The sequence below is a fragment of the Nostoc sp. C117 genome, assembly GCF_043099735.1.
Classification (GTDB): domain Bacteria; phylum Cyanobacteriota; class Cyanobacteriia; order Cyanobacteriales; family Nostocaceae; genus Nostoc.
The window spans coordinates 6,569,494-6,594,940 of the sequence record NZ_CP170991.1 but is presented as its reverse complement, the minus strand read 5'-3'; the positions used below and the strand labels follow the sequence as shown (position 1 = coordinate 6,594,940).

19 protein-coding genes are annotated in these 25,447 nt (G+C 42.6%); 10 read left to right on the top strand and 9 right to left on the bottom strand.

The window, feature by feature from the left end:
• Window positions 1-280: 280 nt before the first annotated feature.
• On the bottom strand, window positions 281-1,495 hold the full coding sequence (locus ACFG4S_RS28290; protein ID WP_392532234.1) for a hypothetical protein: 1,215 nt from the start codon (window positions 1,493-1,495) through the stop codon (window positions 281-283).
• Window positions 1,496-1,941: 446 nt separating this feature from the next.
• On the opposite strand from ACFG4S_RS28290, the gene ACFG4S_RS28285 reads away from it, so the two are divergent.
• Window positions 1,942-2,334 (top strand): hypothetical protein, encoded by a 393-nt coding sequence (locus ACFG4S_RS28285; RefSeq protein ID WP_392532233.1) that lies wholly within the window; start codon window positions 1,942-1,944, stop codon window positions 2,332-2,334.
• A 192-nt stretch (window positions 2,335-2,526) separates the two neighbouring features.
• On the opposite strand, the gene ileS is transcribed toward ACFG4S_RS28285, so the two are convergent.
• Complete coding sequence (gene ileS, locus ACFG4S_RS28280) at window positions 2,527-5,409, bottom strand: isoleucine--tRNA ligase (RefSeq protein WP_392532232.1); 2,883 nt, start codon at window positions 5,407-5,409, stop codon at window positions 2,527-2,529.
• 125 nt (window positions 5,410-5,534) lie between these two features.
• On the opposite strand from ileS, the gene ACFG4S_RS28275 reads away from it, so the two are divergent.
• The 5 genes from ACFG4S_RS28275 (at window position 5,535) to ACFG4S_RS28255 (ending at window position 8,728) form a co-directional block, all read left to right on the top strand.
• The gene (locus ACFG4S_RS28275) at window positions 5,535-5,834 is read left to right on the top strand and encodes a type II toxin-antitoxin system HigB family toxin (protein ID WP_392532231.1); all 300 of its coding nucleotides are present in this window, start codon (window positions 5,535-5,537) and stop codon (window positions 5,832-5,834) included.
• A 158-nt stretch (window positions 5,835-5,992) separates the two neighbouring features.
• A complete protein-coding gene (locus ACFG4S_RS28270; RefSeq protein ID WP_392532230.1) occupies window positions 5,993-6,391 on the top strand; it encodes a type II toxin-antitoxin system HigA family antitoxin in 399 nt (132 codons plus the stop codon).
• A gap of 48 nt (window positions 6,392-6,439) precedes the next feature.
• A complete protein-coding gene (locus ACFG4S_RS28265; protein WP_392532229.1) occupies window positions 6,440-6,781 on the top strand; it encodes a hypothetical protein in 342 nt (113 codons plus the stop codon).
• The gene (locus ACFG4S_RS28260) at window positions 6,768-7,235 is read left to right on the top strand and encodes a type II toxin-antitoxin system YhaV family toxin (RefSeq protein WP_392536099.1); all 468 of its coding nucleotides are present in this window, start codon (window positions 6,768-6,770) and stop codon (window positions 7,233-7,235) included. Before ACFG4S_RS28265 ends, ACFG4S_RS28260 begins: the two co-directional genes overlap by 14 nt.
• Before the next feature lie 98 nt (window positions 7,236-7,333).
• A complete protein-coding gene (locus ACFG4S_RS28255) occupies window positions 7,334-8,728 on the top strand; it encodes a TldD/PmbA family protein (protein WP_392532228.1) in 1,395 nt (464 codons plus the stop codon).
• A gap of 91 nt (window positions 8,729-8,819) precedes the next feature.
• Here ACFG4S_RS28255 and ACFG4S_RS28250 read toward each other — a convergent pair whose 3' ends face one another.
• Window positions 8,820-10,733, bottom strand: a complete 1,914-nt coding sequence (locus tag ACFG4S_RS28250) for an alkaline phosphatase family protein (protein ID WP_392532227.1) — start codon at window positions 10,731-10,733, stop codon at window positions 8,820-8,822.
• 1,113 nt (window positions 10,734-11,846) lie between these two features.
• Here ACFG4S_RS28250 and ACFG4S_RS28245 point away from each other — a divergent pair.
• On the top strand, window positions 11,847-13,208 hold the full coding sequence (locus tag ACFG4S_RS28245; protein ID WP_392532226.1) for an MATE family efflux transporter: 1,362 nt from the start codon (window positions 11,847-11,849) through the stop codon (window positions 13,206-13,208).
• 352 nt (window positions 13,209-13,560) lie between these two features.
• Here ACFG4S_RS28245 and ACFG4S_RS28240 read toward each other — a convergent pair whose 3' ends face one another.
• Window positions 13,561-14,547 (bottom strand): D-alanine--D-alanine ligase, encoded by a 987-nt coding sequence (locus ACFG4S_RS28240; protein WP_392532225.1) that lies wholly within the window; start codon window positions 14,545-14,547, stop codon window positions 13,561-13,563.
• Window positions 14,548-14,552: 5 nt separating this feature from the next.
• Window positions 14,553-15,707 carry a KamA family radical SAM protein gene (locus ACFG4S_RS28235; protein ID WP_392532224.1) on the bottom strand — a complete coding sequence of 385 codons (1,155 nt, stop codon included), beginning with the start codon at window positions 15,705-15,707 and terminating at the stop codon, window positions 14,553-14,555.
• Between the two features lie 628 nt (window positions 15,708-16,335).
• Here ACFG4S_RS28235 and ACFG4S_RS28230 point away from each other — a divergent pair.
• A complete protein-coding gene (locus ACFG4S_RS28230; RefSeq protein WP_392532223.1) occupies window positions 16,336-17,991 on the top strand; it encodes a mechanosensitive ion channel family protein in 1,656 nt (551 codons plus the stop codon).
• Window positions 17,992-18,250: 259 nt separating this feature from the next.
• Here ACFG4S_RS28230 and ACFG4S_RS28225 read toward each other — a convergent pair whose 3' ends face one another.
• Window positions 18,251-19,417: a hypothetical protein gene (locus tag ACFG4S_RS28225; RefSeq protein WP_392532222.1), complete on the bottom strand. Its 1,167-nt coding sequence runs from the start codon at window positions 19,415-19,417 to the stop codon at window positions 18,251-18,253.
• 192 nt (window positions 19,418-19,609) lie between these two features.
• Between ACFG4S_RS28225 and ACFG4S_RS28220 the strand changes: the two genes are divergently transcribed.
• On the top strand, window positions 19,610-20,434 hold the full coding sequence (locus ACFG4S_RS28220; RefSeq protein ID WP_392532221.1) for a M90 family metallopeptidase: 825 nt from the start codon (window positions 19,610-19,612) through the stop codon (window positions 20,432-20,434).
• A gap of 96 nt (window positions 20,435-20,530) precedes the next feature.
• On the opposite strand, the gene ACFG4S_RS28215 is transcribed toward ACFG4S_RS28220, so the two are convergent.
• Window positions 20,531-21,535 (bottom strand): SDR family oxidoreductase, encoded by a 1,005-nt coding sequence (locus ACFG4S_RS28215; RefSeq protein WP_392532220.1) that lies wholly within the window; start codon window positions 21,533-21,535, stop codon window positions 20,531-20,533.
• 90 nt (window positions 21,536-21,625) lie between these two features.
• Here ACFG4S_RS28215 and ACFG4S_RS28210 point away from each other — a divergent pair, with 90 nt between their 5' ends.
• Window positions 21,626-22,345 (top strand): TetR/AcrR family transcriptional regulator, encoded by a 720-nt coding sequence (locus ACFG4S_RS28210; protein WP_392532219.1) that lies wholly within the window; start codon window positions 21,626-21,628, stop codon window positions 22,343-22,345.
• 583 nt (window positions 22,346-22,928) lie between these two features.
• Here the strand turns inward: ACFG4S_RS28210 and coaE are convergent.
• Window positions 22,929-23,525 (bottom strand): dephospho-CoA kinase, encoded by a 597-nt coding sequence (coaE, locus tag ACFG4S_RS28205; protein ID WP_392536098.1) that lies wholly within the window; start codon window positions 23,523-23,525, stop codon window positions 22,929-22,931.
• A gap of 305 nt (window positions 23,526-23,830) precedes the next feature.
• Window positions 23,831-25,423: a uroporphyrinogen-III C-methyltransferase gene (gene cobA / locus ACFG4S_RS28200; RefSeq protein ID WP_392532218.1), complete on the bottom strand. Its 1,593-nt coding sequence runs from the start codon at window positions 25,421-25,423 to the stop codon at window positions 23,831-23,833.
• Between the last annotated feature and the right edge of the window lie 24 nt (window positions 25,424-25,447).

Below are 25,447 nucleotides of genomic sequence, written 5' to 3'. Positions count from 1 at the left end.
CCGAAAGTGATAAAAGAGGGATAGTCTCGATTGAACAGCGATTTGTAAAAAGCGATCGCTTACCACAGTCTACGCTGACGCACCTTCGTTGACGAGAGAAAAGCCGATGTCTTCTCTTCTCTTTCAGAGACGCTAACGCGAACGAGAGGCTTGTCTGCGACACGCGAACGCCAACGGTAACGTCTTCTCTACAAGACGCACTCGCATTCGATGAGCGCTCAAAACTACTAGATTGCAAACTCTATCGCCTGAACCCGCAACTTGGGTTAATAGGTTATGGTCAATTTGTGCCTTTCCATTCTTTAACCATTTTCTTTACTAGCTCATACCTTTCAGGAGCAAAAGCCTCAAGCTCGTCTGGTTTTGTGAAATAATACATAACAGCTTCACTTAAATCTTCACTTGCATTCGTCTCTCCGTATCCTGTTACAGGATATTCAGCATCCTCATCCTCGCTTTTTGTGTTTTCATCTAGCCAATAAGCTAATGCTTTCCAATAATCTTGTAATTTATATTCGCATAACCCATGTGCTATCTCATGGATTACTGTTGCCTCCATCTGTTTTTCTAGATTATCAGGAAAATCATGAGTATCTGTTTGAAATGGCTTATATAGACTGATATTGCTGTTGTTGTCAAAATATTCACCCCAAGTGTTACTGTCTAACTTAGTGTCAGGAAGGTTTTTGTCTATTCCGTAATTAAGACTACTGAAAGAGAGTACCTCCTGGGGAATTCCAGCCCGAGAAGAGCTATTACGATTATTTCCTAATATATCTTTGTAGTGGCTGAGACCTTGTTCTACAGATATGAGTCTCTTAACATCCCAATATTCAGTTTCTACTCGATCTTTGATTATCTGAGGTGCTTGTGCATAATGGCTAATAACTGACTCAAGTCCGATTGTGGAATTAACTTTTATGCCATAGTCATTTTCAATACGCTCAATGATTTCTCTTGCTTGCTTGTGTTCTTCGCTATTTTCTACCCGTATTTTCTCACCTTTGATTGTAACTTCAGTGGGATATATTAATTGCTGACGTTTAGACTCATGTTCATCATCACTAGTGTTCTGCTCCCTCGTGCGCTTTTTTGGATGCTCAGTTTCACTGTTGCCATCCGTCATACGCTGGATAACTCTGTTCTTTGGTTGGCTCATGTCTCTAGACACAAAAGGCAAATGAATTCGTTGCATTACCTGATATGCTGTTTTGTCAGCCTCTGGCTCATACTTATCTCCAGGTTGCCCAATTCTCAACTTTGCTTGAATCGTTTGTGATTGTCTCTTGTGAGGCTGGGAAAATAAGATTTCTAACAAGTTAGTTGGTCTAGTAACCTCAATTCCTTTGGCTTCTTGCTGGATAATTTGATTTTCTGTTGACATCTTTATTACCTGTTTAGCCAAAGGTGCAAATGGTCTTGATGCCAAATAAGAATTTTCTGATGAAGCTTGCAGACTGCTGTTGGCAGATTTGTCTACCCTTTGAAATGCCATACTTACTAAATTCTCCAATTTCTGTAACTTCTTTGACTTTATTTTGGCGAATGATAGCAACCGTGTTATCAAATATTTAATAACAGCATACGAGAATGTGGTTTCCTCAACACATGCTGCTGTTGCGGCTGCAACTTCAGCGTATCGGCGAATTCTTGTATAGATTAAATAAATTTAGGATTTGGTTCAGCTTTAGCTGTTTCATCAACAAAACCAACGTTTTCATCAACAAAACCAACTATTTTATCAACAAAACGATGCGTTTTATCAAAAAAACCACCGTTTTCATCAACAAAACGATGCGTTTCCTCAACAAAAGCATAATTTTTGTGATAAATACTGATGTTTATGTCATTCCAGATACTATTGAATGAGGATTTTACTGAACTAAGATACAGCTTTAGTAAGACAAACTAGTTCTAAAGCAAAATAAAAGGGATATATTTGTGACTAATCAAAAACGTACATATCGCGTTTTAGAAAAAGCTGAATTAAGGCTGGCGGGATTTAAAGCCATTGACCCCAGTATGGATTTTGGGGATATTCGCAACTTGCAAAACGTCACACAACTAATTGAGCAGTACCGTAACAAGATCGATGCTTATAATACTGCTTTAGCCATGATTAACTCTTCTAGAACTGAAATGGATGAGTTAGATAAAAGCTTAAATGACCTGATTGAGAAAATGCTGATTGGAGTTGCTTTCAAATACGGTAAAGACAGCCGTGAATATGAAATGGCGGGTGCTGTTCGCAAAAGCGATCGCATCCGCAAAAGCCAGGCGACGCGTTTGAAGAATTCAGAGCAAAAATCCATTCAGAACGCGAAAACCATTTAGCAATTTTGGATTTTGGATTTAAAGTCTTAGAGGTTGTTTGAAAAGTCGTTAGCTGTGATTTTAATTACATTCTTACCCCCCTTATAAAGGGGGGAAACAATAAAATCCCTAACCCTCCCCTTTATAAGGGGAGGGTTAGGGTGGGGTAATGCGTTGAGTGATGGGAAGCCAGAGAACATGAGTTGTATTCTCTTAAAACTCTCCAACTAAGGCTGCAACACACCGTTCGCAAATTAAAGGATGTTCTGCTGATTCTCCCACATGGGTGGAGTAGTTCCAACAGCGATCGCACTTTTCCCCATCAGCGTTGACTATTGCAATTACCCAGTCTTCTGTCTGGGCGGTATATTTCAATCCTTGCAGTGACTCAGCAGAATCTAATAATTCCACTTGGGAAGTCAGCAATAAATAACGCAGTTCGTCAATCCCGTTACCCTTAACTGGGTTCAAGGCTTTGATTGCATCGCCTAACTGTTGGTGAGGGATATGAATCAAAGCTTTCGCTTCTAGGGAAGAACCAATGAGTTTTTCGATTCTGGCTTGTTCTAACACCTTGTTAACATCGGTGCGGAGTTGTCGCAATGCTTGCCAAAATTCGGCTACTTCTGGATTACGCCACTTCTCGTCCACTTGCACCCAACCGGCTTCAAACACTGACTTGTAAGGTGTTTTATAGGGGAGATATTGCCAGATATCCTCGGCGGTGTGGCATAATACTGGAGCGATCGCTCTGGCTAAATTCTCTAAAGCAATCTTCAGAACTGTTTGACAACTGCGACGGCGGAAAGCATCAACGGAACTGATGTACAGTCTATCTTTGGCAACGTCTAAATAAAAGTTAGATAAATCCACGACACAGAAATTCTGCACTGTTTGGAAGAAACGGAAGAATTGGAAACTCTCAAAAGCCTCCGTCACTTCTTCAAACACCTCAAGGATGCGGTGCAACATGTATTTATCCAGTTCTGGTAATTCTTCAAAGGGTACTGCGTCTTTTTCTGGGTCGAAATCATCGAGGCTACCCAACAAAAACCGCGCCGTATTGCGAATCTTACCTCTAACATCATTCAGTTGCTTGATGATGTTTTTCCCAATGCGGACATCGCCAGAGTAGTCTACCGAAGATACCCACAATCTCAAGACATCTGCACCATAGGCGGGTTCTACTTTTTGATTTTTCCCACCTTGAATGATTGTATTTGGGTCAACCACATTTCCTTCTGACTTACTCATCTTCCGGCCTTGTTCGTCCAAAGTAAAGCCGTGAGTCAAAACAGTTTTGTAAGGTGCAACGCCATTCACCGCTACACTAGTCAGCAAACTGGATTGGAACCAACCGCGATGTTGGTCGGAACCTTCTAAGTATATATCTGCGGGGTAGCGTAACTCTGGACGTTGTTCGGCCACCGCTGCCCAAGATGAGCCAGAATCAAACCAGACATCCATTGTGTCTGTACCTCTGCGGTAAGACTTACCATTTTGACGATAAGATTCTGGTAATAATTCCTCAACTGGAAGTTCCCACCAAGCATCAGAACCTTTCTCGGCGATAATTGCTTGAACGTAGTTGATAATTTCTTCATTCAGCAGTACTTCCCCGGTGGCTTCATCGTAGAAAACGGGAATGGGTACACCCCAAGCACGCTGACGAGAGATACACCAATCAGAACGTTCCGCCACCATTGGCGTGATGCGATTTTCACCTTGGGCTGGAATCCATTTTACAGTGGCGATCGCCTTTAACGCTTCTTCCCTAAATCCTTCCACCGAAGCAAACCATTGTTCCGTAGCGCGGAAAATCGTCGGCTTCTTCGTCCGCCAGTCATAAGGATACTTATGCTGATAAGGTTCTTCCTTCAACAAAGAACCAGCCGCAGCCAAAGCATCAATCACCGCTTGATTCCCATCACCCAAAACATTCAACCCAGCAAACTCTCCCGCCTCTGCGGTAAAATTCCCGTTATCATCTACCGGCGCAAGAATAGCCAAACCATAACGTTGACCAACAATGTAATCTTCTTGACCATGACCCGGTGCAGTATGAACCAACCCAGTACCCGACTCAGTAGTAATATAATCACCACCCACCACAATCGGACTTTCCCGGTCAAACAAAGAATGACGATAAGTCGTATGTTCTAAATCACACCCCTTAACCGTGGCTTTCACCGTCAACTCCACATCCAGCGTCGCAGACAACCTCTCCACCAACTCCGCCGCCACAATCAAATATTTGAAATTCCTTTGCGCCTCTGCGCCTTTGCGTGAAACTTCCACCACCGCATAATCCAAATCCCCATTCACCGCCACCGCCAAATTCCCCGGAATAGTCCAAGGCGTAGTCGTCCAAATCGCCACACCCAAATCCGGCAAATATTCCGCCAACGATGATTTTACCCCTTCCCCAAGACCCGTAACCGCAAACGCCGCATAAATACTCCGAGAAACGTGACCTTCCGGGTATTCCAACTCAGCTTCTGCCAAAGCAGTTTTTGAGCTAGGACTCCAGTGAACAGGCTTCAAACCGCGATAGATGTAGCCTTTTAAGAACATCTGACCAAACACGCCAATTTGCGCCGCTTCATATTCCGGCTTCAAAGTGAGATAAGGATGCTCCCAATCACCCCAAACACCGTAGCTTTGAAAACTTTGGCGCTGGTCATTTACCGCAGCTAAAGCATAATCTTTGGCTTTTTGTCGCAGTTGCAAAGACGTTAAATTTTGCCGTTCTGCTGACTTCATGTTTTGGAGAACTTTCAACTCAATGGGCAATCCGTGACAATCCCAACCAGGGACGTAGCGAACTTTACGCCCTTGTAGCAATTGGTAACGATTAATAATATCTTTAAGAATTTTATTTAAGGCATGACCAACATGAAGTGAGCCATTAGCGTAGGGAGGCCCATCGTGCAGTATAAATAATTCGCCGGGGTTGCTTTCAAAAAGGCGATCGTAGATTTTATTATCTTCCCAAAATTTCTGGATTTCCGGCTCCCGCTTGATGGCGTTTGCCCGCATCTCAAAGTTAGTCTTGGGTAAGTTTACAGTATCTTTGTAGCTTCCAGATTCGGTCACAGTGTCATGCCTAAATTAATTGAGGAGATTTTATCAATTATAGAAGATGGGATAAAGACCAAAAAATGAAGTTGACAATTCGTTCTCAAAATGAGAACATATCTTGAGATAGGAAAAGATAAAGTATGCACCTAATCAGCATTCGGAACTTACGTGCTGATGCTGGTAAATATCCAAATGCAGTAGAACCCATTAACTCTTGGTATCAAGTTGTTAAATCTGCATTATGGCAAAACTTCAATGAAGTTGGACAATTTTACCCAACAGCAGATTTAGTAGGTAACTTTACAGTATTCAACATCAAAGGTAATGCCTATCGTCTAATTGTTAGTATTGATTATGAAATCCAAACAATTTACTATAAATATTTTTTAACCCATGCTGAATACGATAAAGATAAATGGAAAAATGACCTTTTCTTTTGAGAAATTTTAGATAAGATTAATATAAGCTTGGTTTAGTAGAAACTCGCTAACAGTCATACTTACTTTTGAGGATTGAAGTAAGTCATGATCCGGGTCGCCGCCGATAACGGGCGAAAATCCTCCTACTACGGGTCGCCGCCGAGCGGGCGTCAAGGAATATGAGTACTGCTTTTAATACAACCACTTACAGTCAACTTCTAGTTGAGTTCCAACCTAAAGTTATCGCTACAGAAGAAGAATACGATCGCGCTTTAGCAACTGTTGAGAAATTAATGGCTTGCAAAGAGCGATCGCCAGAACAGACTGCTATTCTACAACTTTTAGTCACTCTCATTGAAGAGTTTGAAAACAAACACTATCCCATAGAGCCAGCATCCCCTCACGCAATTCTCAAACACTTGATGGAAGCAAGGGAAATTAAACAATCTGATTTAGTAGGAATTATTGGTTCTAAAGGAGTTGTTTCCGAAGTTGTAAATGAAAAAAGAGCAATTAGTAAAGAGCAAGCAAAAGCACTAGGAGAATTTTTTCATGTCTCCCCAGCATTGTTTATCTAAACAGAATTCAGGATTCAGAATTAAGTACGTCACGTATATACATTAAAAATGAGCAACTCCTACAACATTCGTAGTACCAAAATTGGTAACAGTGCAGGCTTTAGGCTACCATCTGAGTTTTATCGAGAGCATCCTCAGTTTGCCAATGCAGATGGCTGGATAGAAGTATTATCACCGGATACTGCAATTCTGCGGATTGTGCCTCAATCAGATCATGATGAAGATGCAGAAGATTCAGTATTAATGCGGCTATTTCTCGATTTCGCAATGACAGAATCGCTGAAAAACAACACCCTACAACCTTATACAACTGAAATGTCTGAGGCTGCCCATAAACTGATTGCAGATGTAGAATTAGCCGATGAGTCATCAGAAGATGGCGCAGTTTAAGAGTAATGGCTGGGAAGTTTACTTTCATCCGCAATTATTTGGCAGACAGTATCAAGAATTATTTGAGCGTGTTTCCCGTTTGCAGGAACAGTTACCGGAGGGTGCATATAAAACTCATGCAACAGTAAAGTTATTTGCTGCCATTACTGTTGCAATTGAGACGAAGATTACCTCTGATCCATTTGCGAGTCATTTTGCCTTGACAGGGGCGTTAAAACGCTATGGAGGGTTGAAAAAGATGGGCTTACCAGAACGGTATCGGTTATTTTTTCGCGCTTTTGATACAGAAAATTTGAAAGCGATTGTAATTTTGTGGTTAGGGTTTCTACGTAAAGAGGGAGCAAAAGATGACTGCTATCAGGTCTTTACTAAGATGATTGAACGAGGAACATTTCCAGACAGTTTGGATGAGTTACTGGCAGATTATCAAGTGAGGGAGAATGAAGCAGAGTAATATTTGTCTTATGCAGAGGGTGAACTGCAACATTCATTAGTAAAAATGCCCCAAATAATAGCAAAATAAATGCAGTTCGTCATTATAAGTATCTGGAAATGCCGACTACACTTGCTGACGCCCAAAATTTGCTATCCGATCTCATCGCCCGTTACTCACAGCGTGTAGATTATCTGATGATTCGCCTGGAAGAAGCAGAAGGGACTGATATCTTGTTGCGCGGCGACAAGGTAGAAACCCTAAGTGAAGGTATCTCCATTGGTGGACATATTCGCGCTTGTTATAAAGGTGGATGGGGGTTGAGCTGCTTTAACCAGTTGTCCACAATCCAGGATCGGATCGAAGAAGCGATCGCTGCGGCGCGGATGGTTGGTGATGAAGAAACTGTACTTGCACCCATTGACCCAGTGCAAGTAGTATGTAGTCTACCTCTTAGAGGTACTGATCCGCGAAAAATTCCCCTTTGGCAGAAAAAAGAATTATGCGATCGCTATACAGAATTACTCAAAAGTGTCGATCCCCGCATAACCACTACCTCAGTGCGCTATGGAGACAGCGCTCAAAGAGCGATTATTGCTAGCTCTGAAGGCACTTTCATCGAGCAATCTTGGGTAGATATGGAAATGCGCTTTGCGGCTACCGCCAAAAGTGGCGAAACGGTGCAAACTGGCAGAGAAACCACTGGTTCTCGCAAAGCCTACGAAGATTTGACTAATTTGGACGAACAAATTGAAAGTGCAGCTCAAAGAGCGATCGCCGCTTTATCTCTACCATCAGTTAAAGGCAATACCTACACCGTAGTCATCGATCCAGTTCTTACCGGTTTGTTTGTCCACGAAGCCTTCGGACACCTTTCGGAAGCCGATATGGCTTACGAAAACCCCGATTTATTGGAAGTTATGACCATTGGACGGCAATTTGGCCCAGAAGAACTGCAAATTTTTGATGGTGCAGCCCCAGAGGGACATCGCGGTAGCTATTTTTACGACGACGAAGGTACCCCAGCCACTACTACTCAACTAATTAAAGATGGAGTTTTAGTTGGACGTTTGCATTCTCGGGAAACCGCAGGTAAATTAGACGAAACGCCTACAGGTAATGCCCGCTGTCTTAACTATCACTTTACCCCCATTGTGCGGATGACAAATACCTGGATTGAACGCGGTAAAACACCAGTTCAAGACTTATTCACCGATATCAAAGAAGGAGTATATGCCCGTAATTGGTTGGGTGGGATGACGAATGGGGAAATGTTTACCTTCAGTGCAGGGGAAGCCTGGATGATTAGAAACGGCAAAATTGCCGAACCTGTGCGGGATGTAACGCTTTCAGGAAATGTATTCCAAACTTTAGGGGATATTGAAGCAATTGGTGATGACTTTTACTGGGATGAATCCGGCGGTTGTGGGAAGGGAGGGCAAAACGGCTTATCAGTGGGTTGTGGTGGTCCAAGTCTGCGAATTCGAGATGTCGTAGTTGGCGGAGAAACATAACACTTTGCAGCACACCGATTCGCTCTTAGCACAAGAATTACTAGAAACTGATGTGGTATTTAACACATCAATTTCTTCATTTGGTGTTTTTTTAGTCCTCGTACTCCCTGCGCTCTTTATCTATTCGGTATTTTTCTGTTTGAAAGTCCCTACAGTCTAGTGGTAATGTCTGGGTTCTATCAATCTGAACACCTTGCAGTAGTTGAGGATTTAAACCTAGAACCTGTAATGTAGTTGGAGCAATTTGGGTGGTAGAAACGGTTCGACTGATAGTTTTACCTTGTAGATTGTGGGAAAATCCAGTGCTACCGACAATTAGGGCTACGTGGGTGTCAGCATCAGTAAATCCACCATGTTCTGCACGCTTCTTGGTAGCATTACCAAAGAAATAGCCAGTTTTGAGTGGAACAATAATATCAGGGGTGCGTTCGTTTGTCCTTGGATCTCCCAATCCTGCATTGATGATGCTTTGACCATACAATACTTTCCCCTGAGCAGCAGCATCCTCAGTTGAAAACAAAGTATTTCCTGTAGGGTCGCTTACTTTATCAGCAGCAGTATCAAATGAGTAATTTTTGGATTTCAGCAAGGCTACTGCTTTTCGGACATCAGATGGATTTTTCAAGAAGATCAGTGATGAAGTATCCTGACCCCGCTCAGAGGCAATTTGGATGCCGTTTCTTACTAACAGAGAAGCAAAAGCAGTGAGGTTTCCATCACCACCAGCAGCACCTGTAACACTATCAAATTTACTGCTCAAACCAACAGTTGGATCTTTGACGGGATTTTGCCCGTGCTTGGCAGTCAAAATCACCAAAGTTGAACTGTCTAATCCTTTCTTTTTCAGTTCATCCAAAATCAGACCAATGCTGGCATCAGTATGGGCTACTGCACTTACCAGGTCAGGACGGGCATTTCCATCTTTGTCAATCCCGCCACCGTTAAATAGAGTAGCAGGTTCTTTCTCACCGACACTCACAGCTTGGAAATTCAAGCCAAAAATTGCCGGAGTGCCTACTTTTATAGTGCCCGAATCGTTCAATCCATCAATCTCGTTTAATATCTGCTTAACTTTGAGATCGTCGTAGGCTGAGGTTGTTGCTACACTCGTAAACTGGTTGGCACTAAAACCAGCAGGTGGAGCCTTAAACAGAGCCGGATTACCCTTTGTCCCGTCGTTAAAGAAAGTGGACGTGATTTTAGAGTTGGTGTTGGAGTAAGGAGTACCTGTTGATCGATCGACTAAAGCCCCAAGGCTACTGGGGAGGAGTCCTGGCTTAGTTGGATCGATCGCCACTGCGGCGTTAATTTCTAGTGAAGAATAATCGCTAATGCTACCAACTCGACCCGTTGCCAAATTAAATTTAGTTGGGTCTTGTGTATTTCCAGCGAGGATGGTGTAAGCTGCGGGATGCTTGTCAGACCAAGCAGTACGCAGTCCAGCCGCGCTAGCTATATCAAAAATGGTGTTTACCTTCAGATACTGGTTGGGGTAAACAGGGTTACCATTGCGATCGACTGGTAATTGGGTTTTATCAAATCCCTGACCGCCATCTAAAGTGCCACCCTTACCATTATTCCAAGATGCATCGCTAGTTTCATCAAATTCTACTACAGTACCTGGTTTGGCGGTTCCGGCGGCAATTTGGGCAAGAGTCGTGCCTGGGGCATACAAAGCGCGACTGTAGGAAAGATCGTAAAATACACCAGTTGTACCGGGATTAGCACCAGTGATATAGTTTAACTCCCCAGGAAAAGAATCTGATGGTGCAGAAGCGAAAGCATTGGTGTATGTCACACCTTCTCTCTGTAACCGCTTGATATTTTTCAACGAAGATTGCAGATTAGCAACTGATAGATCCCAGTTGTGCAATCCATCAATCGAAATAATCAGAACATGACTAAAGCGGGCAGTTGTATTTCCGAGACTGATTGCTTGGACACCAGGAATCAGGGTGTTGCTAACAATCACCGTCGTCAACACCCCAAAAAGCGTTTTCTTCATTGTGTGTAACTAAATTGGAAAAATTGCTTATAATTTCAACAATCTGCAAAAACTATGAATTCAAGGTCTACTTCTTTTGGCAATGGCTCTCGCCCAGCATTTATCAAAGACTCCAAGAATCAATCCATTGAAAGCATTGAAGATCTAGAAGCGAAATCTATTCACAGATATTGATTACAAATATGCGCGGGTATTAAATGCTTGCAGTGGGTTTTACGTGATTTTGCTGCTTGTTAAGGAAGCACAAATTTGATTAAATCAATAACAACGTAAGCAACGCAAGTAGACTGAATCTTGCTTCACCAAATCTTTATAATCACTTCTGATGTAGCAAAAATAAATTCAGAAGTATTTTACCCATTTTAGCAGTCACCCAAATTATCAATAATTATTAATTTCTCGTTTGATAAGGCTTTCAGACTTATGAAATTTCAAAGTTAGGTAATAATTTTCTGTCTGGTTTTTTAAATTATCAGTAAAGTTAAGGTTTTGTTAACGTTTAAGTAATGTGATAATGCAGCTAAAAAAGTGCATGGGCATTAACTCATTAGGGACTTCCAGAAATGAAATTATTCAATTTTGGCAGAGAAGACGCTTATTAGATTCTTCCTCCTCTGCGTCCCCCGGTTACTGAGCGACTTGCCCTGACTTTTGCCGAGCAGACTTGTACTGAGTTTCGACTACGCTCAACTACCGCGTAGCCGAGGTAAGCCGAAGGGAGTCGAAGCAATACGGTTCGGTTAAGGGGGAAAGGGAAAAGGGAAAAGGGAAAAGGCTAAATTCAAACCTTTCCCCCTTACCCCTTACCCTTTTCCCAAACCAAAAGGGAGATGAAAATTGCTTATCCGAACCGTATTGGGAGTCGAAGTATGCTCCCCTGCTCACCGAAACGATGGAATAAATATATATTTTTTTAGTTGGAAGTCCCTTAGAGGTCTGTTGACACACAAAACGCTAGTAAATGATTCATAAGCCAAGATGATATGCATTACCTTTTTACCGCATTACACCTTATGAATTAGCTCTAAATCAGTATTCGATTGGTATAAGTCTTTTTATGATATGCTGGAACCGTTGTATAGAAGCCGCTACAGCTAATCTATTACTACCTCAATGGAGCTAACTTTAAAAGAGTTTAAGTCAAAGCTGATACTAGAAGTTCAAGCTTGTCTGCAATTGGCAGTTCCTCTAGTCATTACTCAAATATTAGAAGCGGGCATTCCTTTATTAGATGGGGTGATGATGGGCTTACTTAACAGCCAAGCTTTAGCTGCGGGTGCTTTAGGTGCTGTTACCTTTTCAACTTTAGCTTCCATTTGTCGTTCTATTCTTTCAGCCGCAGGTGTGAGCGTCGCCAATGCTTTTGGTGCAGGAAAAATAGACCAAGTTAGCCGTGCTACCGGTCAAGGAATTTGGTTAGCTGTGACGATGTGCCTACCTGTGATGTTTATTATTTGGCACTTTGACTATATCTTGCTGCTGACTGGTCAAGAAGAAAGCAATGTGTTGTTGGCTCAAACTTATTTACGGTCTATTGTTTGGGGCTTTCCTGCCGCGCTCGGTTTTTGTATCTTAAAAGAAGTTAGCTCTGCCCTCAATCGCCCCCAATTCCTAACAGTCATTACGGTGGCTGGACTATTATTAAACGCAGTTGCGAATTACGTACTAATGTTCGGTGAATTTGGTTTGCCAGCCCTTGGTTTAGCCGGCATCGGCTGGGCAAGTACACTGATTTTTTGGCTGAATTTTATCGCCGCCGCTAGTTGGATTTGCTTCGATCGCTACTTCAAAGATTACCAGCTTGATTTAGCTCTGCATCACTTCGATCGAGATATGTTTATAGATATCTTTCAAACTGGGTGGTTTTTGGGGTTGCAGTATGGAGCGGAAATTGGAGTATTCACTGCCACTGCTTTAATGATGGGGTGGTTTGGCACAGATACCTTAGCAGCCCATGAAATTACCGTTGAGACAGAAAGTTTTGTGGAAACGGTGTCTATAGGTATTTCTTATGCTGTCACGATGAGAGTAGGGCAGCTGAGGGGACAAAACGATCTCAATGGTGCAAGCAGAGCAGGATTTGTCTGCATTGCGCTTGTTACTCCCTTTGTGAGCATTGTGGCACTAATTTTTTGGCTGTTTCCCAAATACATTGTAGCGATGTATTTGGACACCAGTAATTTGGATAATATTGAGATAGTTAAAACAGCAATTTCTTTTTTAGCTGCGGGGGCACTAGTCCAAATATTTTATTCTATTCAGACTATTGCTGCTGGTGCTTTAATCGGGTTAAAGGATACTAAAGTACCAGTGTTAATCACTATGTTCGCTTACTGGGTGCTAGGTCTAGGTGGGGGCTATGTAATGGCATTCACTTTAGGTTGGGGTGCTATAGGTTTATGGTTGGGTTTAGTATTTGGGCTACTTATGGGTGCAGTGCTTTTAACTTGGCGTTTTTATTGGCTGACGCGATAAATCCAACTATGTTAGGGCATATCGCAACACTGTTTGGTTAAAGCAAGAGAGGCGATGAATCGCCGTCTCTACTCCAAGAAATAAATTATCCAATATTGTGGGGCGGGCAGGATGCCATTGATGTCAACTTAAGCTGAAAGCTATATTGGGTAGGTATTTTACACATAACCTCACGCCCTTATCCCCTAATCCTTTCTCCCCAGGGAGAAGGGGAATTGAATTTCTGGCTCCCCTCTCCCTGGGGAGAGGGGCTGGGGGTGAGGGCAAAACGTTCTCAGCAAGGGGGTTTGACGTTAAGTTGACACCAATGGCGAGACGCCCACCCCACAAGAGTTAATTGGATATTTTTTTATCATTTGTACCTTTGCCATGCAGACTCGACTATTTCAGCAATGATTGCTGTGTATGTCACGCCACCCAAACGTCCCATAATTGGCAAGTCTGAGCGGATATGATGTAGCCCTGGCAATGGGTTAACCTCCATAAAATGTAGGGTTCCATGAACATCACAGCGCAGATCCACGCGAGCAGCATCACGGCAACCAAGAGTATGGTAAGCATCCAGCGCCAGCTGCCTTGCCTGTGCTGCCAGTGGTTCGGGATCTATGAGCAAACGATAAGATACCCGTTCCAAATACTCATCCTTGTTGAGGGTGGTATAAGCAGAGGTTTCCGCTTGACTTGTAAAAATTACTTCCATCACACCTACTACCCGTGAATTACTACCGTTGCCAACAATACCTACCGTTAGTTCTCGACCGGGAAGAAAGGTTTCCACGAGTATTGGTTGTGGAAAAAGTTCGCGTAATAATTCATAAGTATTTACTAGCTCTTGGCGTTCTTTCACAAGAGAACGTCCAGTTATGCCTTTAGAACTACCCTCCGCCACAGGCTTGAGGAAAAGTGGCATTGGTAGCGACACGGCTATTGCTTCGGCGGTATTACTTACTACCTCAAAGGGGGCTGTGGGCAAACCACGATCGCGCACTACTCTTTTCGCCAGTGCTTTGTCTAACGTTAAAGCGCAAGTGAGCGGGTCGGAAAAGGTATAAGGTTGAGCGAATAATTCGCAAACTGCGGGAACTTGGGCTTCACGAGAGCGACCCTGCAAACCTTCAGCAATATTGAAAACCAGATCCCAGCGATCGCCTTTTGCCAAATGCAAAGCGAGTTCTCTACCATTGCCGATACGTTCAACTTGATGACCTAACTCAAATAGTGCAACTTCCAGCCCGATAATAGTTTCTTCGTCGTCAAACTCCATCACCTCAGAGGCATTGAAACCAGCCTGAAGATAGTCTGTTTTCAGGTCATAACACAAACCAATGAATAACCCCATAGCCCCTACTCCACTGGATCTACATAAGTGTATGTCTGACCTGCCCAATTTCGCACTGTAGCTATACCCTGCTCGTATGCAAGTAAAGTCTCGGCTTGAATCGGGACTTTCCCACCACCACCAGGGGCATCAATCACATAGGTGGGTACAGCGTAGCCAGTGGTATGACCGCGCAATTTAGAAATTAAATCCAGCCCAGTTTGCACGCTCGTTCGCAGATGTGCAGTACCAACAACTGGATCGCATTGGTAAAGATAATAGGGTCGCACACGCAGCTTGAGAAGACCTTGAAACAACTGTTTGAGCGCCTGTTCTGAGTCATTCACACCTTTTAACAGCACGGTTTGACTGCCTAGAGGAATGCCGCCATCAGCTAGGCGATCGCAAGCTTGCGCTACTTCCAGAGTAAGTTCCCGCACGTGACAAAAGTGCAAAGACAGCCACACGCGATGTTTACGAAGTAAAGCAACGAGTTGCAGTGTAATTCGCTGCGGCAAAAAGCTCGGCACACGAGAACCAATTCGGATAAATTCAATATGCCTAATGGCACGCAACCGTCCAAGCAAATTGTCTAAAGGTTCATCAGACATCAACAGAGGATCGCCACCAGAAATTAGCACATCACGAATCTCGGTGTGTTCCTCCAGGTAAGCGGCGATCGCATCCAAGCGCCGAGTTACTGGGTACATCTCACCTTGACTGACCAAACGAGAGCGGGTGCAGTAACGACAATACGCCGCGCAAGTGTCTAGAGCCAGCAGCAACACCCGGTCAGGGTAGCGGTGTACCAGTCCTGGTACTGGAGTATCGTTATCTTCACCGCATGGATCTACCATGTCTGCTGTATTAACTATTAGTTCTTCTTTACGTGGTATTACTTGTAAACGTAGTGGGTCAAAGGGATCTTCTGGATCGAGTAGTGATGCAAAGTATGGAGTTACGGCGACAGCAAACTTCTCTGGTGCGATTAAAAGTCCCTGTTCTTCGGTAACACTCAGCCTTAATAATCGCTGAAAGTGTTCTAGCTTAGTCAACCGATGTCGCATTTGCCAGCGCCAATCGTTCCAGCGTTCTTGATTGTAAGTTTCTCCCAAAATCTGACAAATTTCTTCACACCGAACATCGCTTACTAAAGGGTCTAAAGTAGTGTTTTTGAGCATGATAAGAACTAAATTAAGCTGAGAATGATAAATCAATCACCACAGCCTAGCTTGCATTTATCATAAGTCCTGCGATCGCGTTCGTCAAAATCTATACTCAGACTATGTTTCGGGCATTTTTGCTCGATTATTTTTTGATCCAGTACGAAAAACCGGAATCTAGATTTTATTCCCCCACTAAAACTCTAGAAAGGCGTAGATGCGGAGGGGCTTATCGCTAGACATGGCACTCAAAAAGTTAGGAATGCGATCGCTATTATCCCCAATGCAATCTGGTTAGCTAAAAGCCAAAATTCGTTTCACAAACTATTTTGTTAGAAAAGTGACTGTTGAGGGAAAACTTAAAGCAAAAGCAAGACCTGGTGTCGAGACAGTGGCTGTAATTCGTCAGCCCCTGTATCTAGCCTAAATGCTTTCAGTATCAGAGATTCCAATCCTGATAACCTTTTGATATCCTCCGATTAACGAAGGTGAAGCCGGGAAAACATCTTCATATTCTGCGTATTCTATAGAAAAATTTTACAGATTTACTATTGCAGTAAGGGATTGTAATTCCTGTTCATACTGAATTCTCCCAGTCCTCAATTCAACAACTTATTTGAAATTATAATATTTGAACTAGAGACCAATGAATAATACCCCTATCGCCAAAGCGGCAGAATCTGTATCAAAAGTTTCCGTCGTAACAGCACATCCGGCTTTTCCAACAAGCGCACAAATTAGCTCTTGCTTCTATACATTTGGCACATCCATAGTTGTTGCGTTTGTACTCTACATATTATTATTCTATCTACTGCGATCGTTTCTTCGCCGTACAGAAAAAGATACAGCAGTGTTTATCCTTGGGATGTTACAAATCCCTGTAATCGCTATTTTTATCCTTGCAAGTGTAAAACTCTCACTGACTCAACTACAAACAAAGGGAATTATTAATTGGATCGATCGAGGAATCACGGCTTTTTTAATTCTTGCTTTGACTTATGCCATAACTTTGTTGTTTACCGAAGCAGCAAGTTACTACTTAAAAGTCTATGCGCGAAAAACTGAGGCTGTTTGGGATGACGTATTAATTCCATTACTCCAAAATTTTATCCCAGTCATCACTTACCTGATTGGAATATCTCTGTTTTTCAGCACTCTTGGGTTTGATTTAACAGGAATCGGGTTAGCAATAGGTAGTATTACTGTAGTATTAGGATTGGCAGTAAAAGATATTTTAAGTGATTTTTTCAGTGGGTTAGTTTTGTTAGTTGATACACCTTTTAGATTTGGAGATGTCATCTCCATGCCAGACGGTTCAATTGCAATTATCAAACATATTGGTATCCGAGTGACCAAACTATATCTGATTAACGAGCATTGCGAGGTGTATACACCAAACACAACTTTAGGAGGTCAAAATATAGTCAATCTTAGCCGTCCTACAACTCACTATGCTTATACAATTAAAGTGTCAGTTAGAGTTGACGCTGATGCAGTTGTAGCAACAAATATTCTGCAAGAAATTATCATTGGTCATCCAGACACATTAGGTAATATTGATGAAAAACTTAAATATTTAGACAGTTTTGCTGCATTGAGAGAAGCAGAGGGAGATAAACTGTCAAAAAAAGAAGCTGGACGGCTACGTTTATTAGTTGAAAAAGATGTTAACAGTCAACTAAAAAAAGTTGAACAAGCATTTGAAGATTTGGTTAGAGAAGTGAAGAAGTTAGAAAAAGGTGGATTAAATTCAGAAGAACTGGGAAGTTTACAGAAAAATTATCTTGAAATATTGAATTTTGTCGGACTGGTAGCCATCACAGAACGTAAGGGTAACAGGCTGCGTTTGCGTTTAGAAGAAGAAGTACAGACTGAAAAACAAACTCTAATTGGCTTGATTCGTCAATGGTATCAAACTTGGTTAAAAGATCCTGACTTAGTAATTGAAGACCAACATCTCTTACCAGATGAGTGGGAACAGAAAATTGAACTTATGAAAATTAAACTAAATAAATTATTTCAGAAATTTTTAAACCCAGGAGTAGATGAAAGCAGATTAGATGACTATTCATTAAAATTTGTCGAATGGCTACATGATAGTTTTAAAGAGTCTAATACTGCTTGGAAAGAACCAGAAGTTCAGCTAACTGATATCCAAGGCTCTGTTATGCAATTTTCTGTGAGATTTTACGTTGATAATATTCAGTTAGAACACTGGCGGCGCGGGAACCGTATCCAAAATGAGGTGCGTAGAGAGATGGTACGGCGGTTAAGACAGGCTTATATCTACACGCTAGGATGATAAATTTTAGATCGACTTTCAGGTATTGTAGATGAATCGATGTATCCCACCATTATAGAATAGATCCTATCCCGCTAAAGCAAGTGAATCAGTCGGAGCTAGTTATAACAAACTCGTGAAGCACTCCGAATGCTCGATCCTATTTTTCTGCCGTCATACCATCAGATTAACAGCAGAGAACGTCACGGAACTAAAATCACCACGGTTCAGGTTTCCTAGCGACCTAACCTAGCACTAGCACATCAGGATTAATGTCGGCTTAAAACAATCTTCCACAAGGAATTGTTCCACGACGAATCGCATGACCGCTGGTTTCAGAATCATCCGCCCAGAAGAACTGTTTTAGATTGCTGGCGCATTCAGAATTGGGCGCAATGGCAATACCTTCATTGTTAATGTTTGGCATTGAAGTTGGACGTTCATAACCCTTGCTGATAATGAATTTCCCTTTTGTTGGGGAGCCAACGGTGGTATCGATGGCGAGCAGGGTTGAGCGGTTACTGCAATTGTTGTCGCAATACGCCCATAAAGTCTCATTATCCCGGTCGAAGGATAAATCCATGATCTTTGTATTACCACTGGCAATGGTAGCGATACGCGTATACGTAGAGTCGGAGTTGAGCGCATATGCATAAATTTGTCCATTCGCTTCCAGTCCAACAAAAAATAATCCCGTGCCATGTAACGGATAATTAGCTGGATTGTAAGGCTGATTAGTACTTTCATCTATAAATCCATTAGTCTGCAAATAACTGTCTGGCACCCAGGCGATCGCTTCCAAGCCTAAATTAGTGGAACTAACCGTCGGCAAATTAGAAGTTAAGTTCCATTCCTTGATGGCATTGAGGGTGGTAGCACTGCTACTGCTGTCATAACTCAGTACGCTAAAGCGGTTAGAGCCGCTGCCATCTCGCTCAGTAGAGACGTAGATAGTCGTTGAAGAAAGCTCAGCTTTGGTCACGCCTTCCGCATCCGGCGCACCAGTACCATTGGGATAACGCAACGTTTTTCCAGAACTCCAAGAATTAGCAGTATTTTTGACAAAAATGCTACCGTTCCAAACCATGTTATAGAGTTTTGATGGCGAATTTTGCACCCCCCACAACACAGCTTGTTGTGTTCCAGTTGCTGGGTCGTAGAACAAACCGCTGAGATTACCACCAAACTGGTTGGAGCCATCGGCAGTGACTACAGTTGTAGTGCTAGGCCATACGCTGTAGGTGACAGCAGCCGCTACCAATTTCGCACTCAATAAACTGATACCACAGGCAAAAAACAGTTTTGTGAGCGCAAAGGATGATATTGCTTTACATTTCATTGTTTGATAATCTCTGAGAATAATTAGTTGAAACCCATGTGCCGTCAAATTTTCGATGCGTAGGTTGTTTGGATTACGCGCCATCACAAAAGCTTGTCTGAAATCCACTTTAGCAATTGGGTATCACTAAAAAAATACTAATTGGTTAAAATTTTGGTTAAAATTGGTTATTTACACGAAGTTTTCGCCACACAAAAAAGTTGCTCTTACAATGTCCAGAATCTTTATTCAAAGAGCCAAATCCAAGTGACGAAAAAATAAGGCCACTGAAAAAGTTAGTTGAAACTTGCTCTCAAGTCAATGATTGGAATAATAATTGTCTTTGTGATTATTGCGCTGATACTCACTGGGATTTTAGTCTATCCTATTTTAATCAAACGCCGAAGAAACCGTCTGAAAAATCGTCCTTTCAGCCAAGTTTGCCATACTATTATTGAGAATAATCTTCCAATTTACCCCTATCTTTCTCCTGATGAACAAAGACGACTTCAGGGACATATTCAAGTATTCTTAGCCGAAAAGCAATTTATTGGCTGTAGAGGATTACGTGTGACAGAGGAAATGAAACTTACTCTTGCTGCTAACGCGTGCTTACTCCTACTCAATGAACAAGGCAAGTATTTCCCCAGGCTTCGTTCAATTCTGATTTATAAGGGCGCTTATCTTGTTAACGAAACGACATTGTTTGGAAATTATGTTGTTGAAGAAAGGCGCGTGGCAAGACTAGGTGAGTCGTGGACAAATGACCAAGTAATAGTATCTTGGTCACAGGTCAAACAAGACACTAATAACTGGAAAGATGGACATAACGTTGTGCTTCACGAATTTGCCCATCAGTTAGATCAAGAAAATGGTAGAGCCGAGGGTGTTCCTGTTTTACAACAAACCTCAGACTATACTAGTTGGGCAAAAGTCATGACACAAGAATATCAACAACTCTGCAATGATGTTCTACAAGACGTAAAAACTGTAATCGATAGCTATGGCGCGACCAATCCTGCAGAATTTTTTGCCGTTGCAACTGAGACATTCTTTGAAAAACCACAGCAAATGATGTCCAAACATCCAGCACTTTATGAGCAACTGCAACATTACTATCAATTAGATCCCGTGCAATGGGCTTAGAAATTAAAAAGAGATTGTCAAGAAAAACGCCCTCACCCCTATTACAAACCCTACGATGGTAGAGACTGCTTGACTAATATCCTAAATAGATTTGATTTATAGATACCCTTGAGACTGGTACCACAAGACTGTATCTTTCAATGTATCGGTTAACGGGCGAAAGGTTACTCCCAATTCTTGGTGAGCTTTGGCTGAACTTAAGTTAGCTTTTTCCAATAAAGTTTGGATGCCAGCCAACGGCATAGGGTTGACTCCACCTGTCAAACCCACCCAGGTTTCCAACAACCAGGCGATTGAGATTGCAATCCAATCAGGAATTTCCATTTTGGGAGCTTTCACCCCTGAAATTGCTTCCAGTTCTATGGCAATATCCTTCATGGTTTTCAGCGATCCAGCTACAATGTAACGCTCTCCACGCTTCCCTCGTTCAGCAGCGGTAACCATAGCTGCTGCCACATCCCGAACATCAGTCAATGAAGCACCACCATTAATTATCCCTGGCAGCTTACTTGCCAATAGATCCAACACCAGTTGTCCTGCCGAAGTCGGTGCGGCATCCCCAGGACCCATCATCCAACCAGGCAAAATCATCACCACATCCATTCTGCTACTGTCCAGAAACCGATAAATTTCGCGTTCTGCCAAAATCTTAGTTTTGAAATAGAGGTTCTTTTGAGCGAATTTGCTGTAAGAATCTGTTTCAGTAGCAGCCCGATCTGGGTGGGTCTGGATCACACCGCTGGATGAGGTGAAAACCATTCGTGCTACCCCTTGTGCCTCTGCCACTTGCGAAAGTTCTATTGTGGCATCGACATTGATCCGCTTCATCTTCTCCCAGTGATCGCCCGGTTGGTAATACTCCCGAAAAAAAGCTGCGGTGTGAAACACCACATCTACTCCCTTTAATGCTTGAGCAAAAGCAGACACATTCTCGATATCACCCTGAATAAATTCAACTTGGCTGCTTCCCAGGAAGCGTTTAGCTTTATCAATAGAGCGAACCAGCCCCTTGACTTGCCATCCCTGCTCCTCTAACAATTGGCAAAGATTACTACCTAGTAGACCTGTTGCTCCAGTTACAAACGCTGTTTTGCCACTCATGATGGTTATCCCCTGGCGATCGCATTTCTTGTAGATTTAGTCCGAACTTTGTTAATGTGAGCTATTACTCATATCCATATTGACAAGTATATGAGCAAAAACTCACATCGTCAATCTCTAGGCAATAAAACAGTGAAGTCACCCGTTTCAGAGGATGGCAATCCAACATCTGGGAAAACCCGCCGCAGTCCTTCAGGGGAGCGTGGTCAGCGACGGCGCAATTTAATTCTGGACACTGCCGCCGATTTGCTGGCGGAGGGAGGTGCAGAAGCCATTAACACCAATGTTTTAGCTGAGCAAGCTGGTATTTCAGTTGGCTCGGTTTACCAGTATTTTTCTAACAAGGAAGCAATCCTCACAGCCTTGATGGAGCGATATATGCAGCAATTGGGCAGTAATACAGTAGCTGCTTTACAACAGGATGTATCCGGTCTGGATTTTGCCAGAATGGTTGATCGGGTAATTGACCCGATGATTGCCTTTGAGCGCAAACACCCTGCCTTTAGACATTTGAATGCTGGGCAAGAAGGAGAAGGAACCTTGGCTCAAGCGGCTCAACGAATGGATCGAGAGATACTGGCGACCATCTACGATTTACTCCGACGGGTTTCTCCTGATTTGAACTCTATCCAGGGCTGGCAGATTGCGCGGATAACGAAAGCTCTCTACAAAGGTATGAGTTATCTCATACAGCAGGAAAAAGAAGTTGAGACGGATGGTGGAGATGTTGATAAGATGATTGCTGATATGAAACGAATAATGGCGGATTATTTAGAAGAGCAGTTAGGTTCACTACCTTTTCGTAAGTAGTTAAGCTAATATGCCTTGAAGTTGCATAATCCTTAGGGACTTCCAAATAAAAAATATCCCATCGTTTCCGGGACGCAGAGGAGGAAGAATCTAACGATCGTCTTCTCTCCCAAAATTGAATAATTTAATTTCTGGAAGTCCCTTAGAGGTTGTTTTAAAAGTCCTCTTCTTGGTAGCAAAACGTTTTTGATCCCCCTAAATCCCCCTTAAAAAGGGGGAATTTGATTCCAGTTCCCCCCTTTTTAAGGGGGGCTAGGGGGGATCAACAAGTGCCTAAAATCACAACCAATTACTTTTCAAACATCCTCTTAGCTTCAGAAAGATGCTCTTAGGCGGAGAATGGGGGACGCTGGGATGCAATTTCAATGATTATTAGACTTCTTGCAGAAGTCGGGAAAAGGGGGAAAGGTTTTGTATTTTCTCCCGCCCCTTATCCCCAGAGGGGACCCCACCTTCCCCTTTAACCTTTTCCCTTTTCAAAAAGCACTTTTGCAAGAGGTCTATTAGCTTAATACTAATTTTTTAGTGAATCTTAAATAAAAATTTATGAGTCACAATTTAGGAGGCAGGAATCACAATTAAGTTAGTTTAGACTTACGTTTTTTAGGGCTACATCTATCTGCTTTAGTAGTGCTTCTGGAGTAGAAGAGTTATCTAAAACGACATCTGCGTGAGCGACTTTTTCTTCAAGAGATAATTGACTGTTAATCCGAGCTTGTGCTTGTCCTTTATTTAAATGATTTCGTTGAATCAATCTTTGCAGTTGTTGCTCTTGGGAACAACGTACTACCCAAATTTCTGTCACTAAATCAGTCATTCCAGCCTCAAATAATAGAGGCACTACTAACACCAGTGTTGGTGAGGAAGATTCAGTGATTGCTTTGAGAAAGCGATCGCGCACATTAGGATGAATCAAATTGTCTATCCAGTTGCGTTCATCTTGATAATTGAAGATAATTTCGCCTAGCTTTTGGCGGTTGAGACTGCCATCTGATAGTAAAATTTGTTGTCCGTAACGTTGAGCGATCGCACCCAGAATAGGCGAACCTAAAGATACTGCTTCCCTAGCATAAATATCTGCATCGAAAATCGGCAGATTATAAGTGCTAGCTAAATAATTTGTGACAGTGGTTTTGCCTGTAGCAATACCTCCGGTTAAGCCGATTATGCGTTTTGTCATTTGTTGGTATGGGGCATTGGGCAAAACAGTTGCGTTAGTGGTAGCGGGGCGTTTAGCCCGTTCCGAGTTCCGAGTTCTGAGTAAAGAACTGAAATTCCCCACTCATACCATTTCACGAAATTATTGATACAAATGAATCACTATTATTGCTCCCCCTGCCTCCCCTGTTCCCCCTGCAAGAATCTGTCTCAATCTTAAAGTAAAACGGTATCAGCACGGGCTAAACGCCCTGCTATCCATGTACAGCACTCCTGAAGGACATTGGGTATTGGTATTAGGAAACTTCTTCCCCAGTCCCTAATCCCTCATCTCCCTGCCCAGATTATCAGTGCTTGGGTTAAACCATCTAAAGTATATTCTTGGGCTTCTACATCTACACGTCCAAATAAAGAATGACAAGTTTGGGACGTTTGAGGACCGATAGAGGCAATACAAACACCGTCTAAGAATTCACTAATATTAGAGTTATTAGGCAATATGTTGTTAGTAAGTTGGCAAAAAAATTGCACAGTTTTAGAACTGGCAAAAGTAATTACATCTACTTTGCGGTTTTGGAGAGCTAATTCTGCCGCAGGTGAAATATTAATCGGACAACAAGATTGATATGCAGCAACTTCTATTATTTCTGCACCTTTTGCAGTTAATTCTTTAATTAAAACTTCTCTTCCACCGCTTTCAACTCTGGGAAATAAAATCTTTTTTCCATGCAGGTTTTCTGGGAAATTTTCCACTAAAGAATCAGCGATAAAGTTAGGGGGAATAAAATCTGGTTGCAGAGAATATTGTTTGAGACTTTGGGCTGTTTTTTCGCCAACAACGGCAATTTTAACGCCAGCTAAAGCACGGCTATCTTTACCTTGGGCGATTAGCCTTTCAAAAAAATAGTCTACGCCATTGGTAGATGTGAGAATTAACCAGTGGAAGTCAGATAAATGAGCGATCGCATTATCTAAATGTTCCCAACTAGAAGGCGGGCAGATTTCTAAGGTAGGCATTTCGATGACGGTTGCACCTAATGCTATGAGGCGATCGCTAAATTGATTAGATTGTCCAACTGAACGTGTCACCAGGATTGTTTTACCAGCGAGAGGAAGGGGATATGGGGAGAAGTTGGTTGACATAGGTTGGGCTATGGAAGTACTGGCGTGCGTTTCTCTTTCTCTATATATATTCTCAGGTTGTAAGTAATTGTGTAGCCCAACAACTTCGCCAATGACAATGACGGCTGGGGAAAGAGATAATCCAGCGGTTTGTTCGGAAATATTGCCGAGTTGTGCTGTCCAAATTTGTTGATGAGGAGTGCCCGCCCAACGGATGATAGCTATGGGTGTTAAGCGCGATCGCCCATATCGCACCAGTTGATGTATAATTTCCGGCAAATGTTGCCCTCCCATCAAAATTACTAGTGTTTCTAACCGTGATAGCGCGTCCCAGTCTAAAGCCTCTGGTTCGTGAGCTGTAAACACTGCAAAACAGCGACTTAAAACCGGATCTGTCAGAGGAATTCCTGCTAACAAAGGTGCAGCGAGGGCTGAGGAAATTCCTGGTATCAGTTCAAAATCACAACCGGAGGCTTTCAAGGCTTCTATTTCCGAAGTGCAACGCCCAAAAACCAACGGATCGCCTGATTTGAGCCGTACAACTTGTTTTCCTTCCTGACAGGAGTTTACTAGTAATTTGTTAATTTGCGCTTGAGTTGTACTGGGTTTACCACCGCGTTTACCGACATCTAATCTTAAGCAATCAGGTGGTACACACTGCAATAATTGAGCATCTACTAAAGCATCGTAGACTAGCACCTCAGCAGCAGCCAAAAGATTGTAAGCTTTTACCGTTAGATATTCCACGTCTCCAGGCCCAGCACCTACGAGGTAGACTTTACCTTTGTCATTTGTCATTTATTCTCACCTCATACCCCATGC